At 70.7% G+C, this 3573-nt stretch carries 3 protein-coding genes and 1 pseudogene; all 4 read right to left on the reverse strand.

The features are described 5' to 3' along the window. A pseudogene (locus tag ACR2FV_RS02255) lies at positions 1-200 on the reverse strand (IS256 family transposase); the annotation flags it as partial. Between the two features lie 118 nt (positions 201-318). Then, positions 319-1308 (reverse strand): tyrosine-type recombinase/integrase, encoded by a 990-nt coding sequence (locus tag ACR2FV_RS02260; protein WP_434014098.1) that lies wholly within the window; start codon positions 1306-1308, stop codon positions 319-321. Continuing rightward, positions 1305-2240, reverse strand: coding sequence for a tyrosine-type recombinase/integrase (locus tag ACR2FV_RS02265; RefSeq protein WP_434014099.1), 936 nt, complete (start codon positions 2238-2240; stop codon positions 1305-1307). The genes ACR2FV_RS02260 and ACR2FV_RS02265 overlap by 4 nt, the downstream gene beginning before the upstream one ends. After that, positions 2237-3418 (reverse strand): site-specific integrase, encoded by a 1182-nt coding sequence (locus tag ACR2FV_RS02270; protein WP_434014100.1) that lies wholly within the window; start codon positions 3416-3418, stop codon positions 2237-2239. Before ACR2FV_RS02270 ends, ACR2FV_RS02265 begins: the two co-directional genes overlap by 4 nt. Between the last annotated feature and the right edge of the window lie 155 nt (positions 3419-3573).

Genomic DNA, 3573 nt, shown 5'->3' on the forward strand with positions numbered 1-3573 from the left:
CTGCGCACCCGCGGACGGGTCACCGGCAGCCGCCGCCCGCCCAACGTGACGGTCCCGTTCTCGGTGCCGTGCCGCTTGGCGGTGCGGCCGGCGTCGTCGCGGCCCTTCGCACCGGCAAGCTCGGTGACCTCCGTGCCCATCAACTCGGCCATCATCTCCAACCCCACCGCGGTCGAGGCCGCGAGCAGCCCCTCACGCATGTGCTCGGCTTATGCCGAGCTCCGGATTATGCCGAGGTGGGGGCAACGCCGCTGGTGAGCCGGGTATTCGCACCCGGGTGCTCGGCATAATCCGGTGAGCCGGGGCTTGCGGCTGCGGTCAGAGGCCGTCGAGGAATGCCAGCAGGGTGTCGGGCGCGCGGTAGCGCCCGGCTGTGGTGCCGGGCGGTACGACGCGGGCGAGGGCTCGTTCTTTGATGGTCATGTCGGCGTGGAGGTAGACCTGTGTGGTTTCGGGAGATTCGTGACCCATCCAGAGCGCGATCACCGAGGTGTCGACTCCGGCGTGGAGCAGGGCCATCGCCGCGGAGTGCCGCAGGGCGTGTGGGGTGACCTTCTTCGTGGTGATCGAGGGGCAGGTTGCGCCGGCTGTGGCTGCGTGTTTGGCGACCAGATGTGCGATCGCGTCGCGGCTGAGCCGTCGGCCGGTCTGGGTGGGAAACAGCGGGTCGTCAGCCTGGCCGCCGCGTTCGGTCGTCCATACCTCCAAGATGTCGGCGGTCTGGCGGGTCAGCGGGGTGGCCCGGTCTTTGCGGCCCTTTCCGCGGCAGCGGACGTGCGCGCCGGCGCCCAGGTGCACGTCCTGATCGTTGAGGCCGGTCAACTCGGACACGCGCAGCCCGGTCTGGCACGCGAGGACGAGCAGGGCGTGGTCGCGGCGACCGTGCCAGGTGGCCAGCTCGGGCGCGGCCAGCAGCGCGTCGATCTCCGTGGCGGTCAAGTAGCAGATGATGGCCCGGTCGCCGCGTTTGGGTGGGATTGAGAGCACCCGGGAGATGAGCTCGGCGTGTTCGGGTGCGTGCAGGGCGGCGTAGCGGAACAGGGAGTGCACCGCGGCCAGGCGGGCGTTGCGGGTGCTGACGGCGTTGCCGCGCGCGGTTTCCAGGTGCTGCAGGAACGCGCCGATCATCGGGGCGTCCAGGTCAGCGATGTCCAGCTCGGCGGGGTGGGTGCCGGTCGTCTCCCACACGAAGTTCAGCAGCAGCTTGAACGTGTCACTGTAGGCGGCGATCGTGTGGTGGCTGGCTTGTCGCTGCAACGCCAGCCTGTCGGTGAAGAACGCCTCCAGGACGGGAGCGAGCCGGCTCATGGCGACTGCCTGTCGGTGTGTTGTTCGAGACGGTCTGCGGCCAAGGTGAGCAGCTCCGGGACCGCCTGCAGGTACCAGTAGGTCGACTTGGGGTCGACGTGGCCGAGCCAGGTGGACAGCAGCGGCAGGCGGGCCTGGACGTCGCCGCCGTCGTGGTACCAGTCCAGCAGGGTTCGGACCGTGAAGGAGTGGCGCAGATCGTGCAGCCGGGGGCGATGTTGACCTGGACGCGCCGAGATCCCGGCGGCGGCTACGAGACTGGCGAAGGTGTGTTGCACGTTGCCGGCGTCAAGGCGGGTGCCGCGGGTGGAGACCAGAAAGCTCGGCGTCCGCGCCGCCGGGCACAGCCGGTCGCGACACCGCTGGTAGTAGCGCAGCGCGGCGACGGTGCTGGGATGCAGGAACACCAGCCGGGACTTGCCGAACTTCGAGTCGGCGACCGTGAGCACCCCGGTGTCCAAATCGACGTCAGCGCGGTCGAGGCGGCAGATCTCGCTGACGCGCATGCCGGTGACCGCCAGCAGGCCGAGGAAGGTCTGCCAGGTGGCCGCCCGCAGCGGTGGGGCCAGCCTGCCCGCCGTCCGCATCAGCGCGGCGATCTCCTCCGGTGCATACAGGTGTGGTGTGACCCGCCGGTAGTGGTGGGCCAGCACATCGGCGGGTGGGATCTCGGTCGCCGGATCCAGGGTCTCGAGATGGCGGGCGAAGATCCGCACCACCATCAGCCGGCGGCTCCAATAGACCTGGTCGGTGCCGCCTCGCGGCGGGTGGGTGGCCCAGGCCACCGCCAGCTCGGTGGTGACGCGCTCGGCGTGGCGGGCCTCGCAGTAGTCGACGAAGCTCAACAGCTGCCGTCCCTGGCTGGTCAGCTTGAACCCCAGCGCGCGTCGCATCGCCAGATAATCTTCGGCCGCGGTCCGCAACGCGCTCATGCCCCATCTCCCGGCCACGGACGAGCCAGCACACCAAGCGCCCGCTGGTCGACCTTCGCGTACGTCGCCGTAGCCAGCTGGCTGCGATGCCGCAGGACCTGCCCGACCTCTGCCAGCGGCGCGCCGGCGCGGAGCATGTCGGTGGCCAGGGTGTGGCGCAGCCGATGCGCGCCCAGCCGGGCGAGTCCGGCCCGCTGGCAGGCGCGAGCGACGATCTGGCGCACCGCGGCCGGCGACAGCTGCCGATAGGGGACGCGGACGGTGACCAACACCGTCGCCGCGTCACACCTGGGTCGGCCGCCGGTCACGTAGGCGGCCAGCGCCTCTCCGACCGGGACCGGAAGCGGGAGCCGCTCGATCCGGTTGCCCTTGCCGCGGACCGCCACCTCGCCGCCGCGCCAGTCGATGTCGTCGAGCTCGAGCGCGGCCGCTTCAACGCCGCGCAAGCCCAACCGCGCCAGCACCGTCAACAGCGCGTAGTCACGTCGTCCCACAACCATGCCCAGATCGCAGCTGTCCAACAGCAGCTGCACCTGGCCGTCATCCAGGCCGCGAGGCAGCGACGCCAGCCGCCAGCTCGCCACCGAGGGCACCGCCGCGGCCAGCGCGACGGGCACATGGCCCGCCACGTGGAGGAAGCGCAGCAGCGACCGGATCGCGGTCACCGCCGCCTGCGCCGTGGCGGGGTTGCGGTCCCGGCAGTGGCGCAGCATGAACGAAGTGACCTGCCCTGCGTCCAGACCCGCCAACGCCGCCTCCAGCGGCTCCGGCAGTCCAACGAGGAACGGGCGCGCCTGCGTGACATAACAGCGCACCGACTCTGCGGCCAGGGCCCGTTCTGCGATCAGCCAGGCACCGAACTCGCCCAGCACCACCTCGACTGGCGCGGCGTCGGCCATGCTGTCAGCGCCGGGGACGACACCGGCGCCGCGCAGAAACCTCACCACCGGGCCGACGCCGGACAGCTCCGGCCGAAGGCTCGCCATCACCGCCGGTGTCAGCGCGCTCGGCGGAACCCCTGACTCCTCGAGCCAACCGCTCAACCGCGCCATCGCTCGCACCAGGCCACGCGCCGACCTCGGCGCATAACCCGCCCGCGCCAGCTCTGCGCGAAACCCGGCTTCGAACGACGCCAACGGACCGGTCACCGCAAGGCGGACCGACTCACCTGCACCCATGATCTTCTCCTGTCTGGAAGGGTCTGTTCACCCCCACCCAGACGGAGAAGCCAGCGGATCACCAGTCCCGGATTATGCCGAGCACCCGGAGGCGAATACCCGGCTCACCAGCGGCGTTGCCCCCACCTCGGCATAATCCGGAGCTCGGCATAAGC

The organism is Ornithinimicrobium sp. (assembly GCF_051004135.1).
Classification (GTDB): domain Bacteria; phylum Actinomycetota; class Actinomycetes; order Actinomycetales; family Dermatophilaceae; genus Ornithinicoccus.

Bases quoted from the DNA above. Each gene is read 5' to 3' on its own strand.
- ACR2FV_RS02260 (WP_434014098.1), bottom strand. From the start codon at position 1,308: ATGAGCCGGCTCGCTCCCGTCCTGGAGGCGTTCTTCACCGACAGGCTG.
- ACR2FV_RS02265 (WP_434014099.1), bottom strand. From the start codon at position 2,240: ATGAGCGCGTTGCGGACCGCGGCCGAAGATTATCTGGCGATGCGACGC.
- ACR2FV_RS02270 (WP_434014100.1), bottom strand. From the start codon at position 3,418: ATGGGTGCAGGTGAGTCGGTCCGCCTTGCGGTGACCGGTCCGTTGGCG.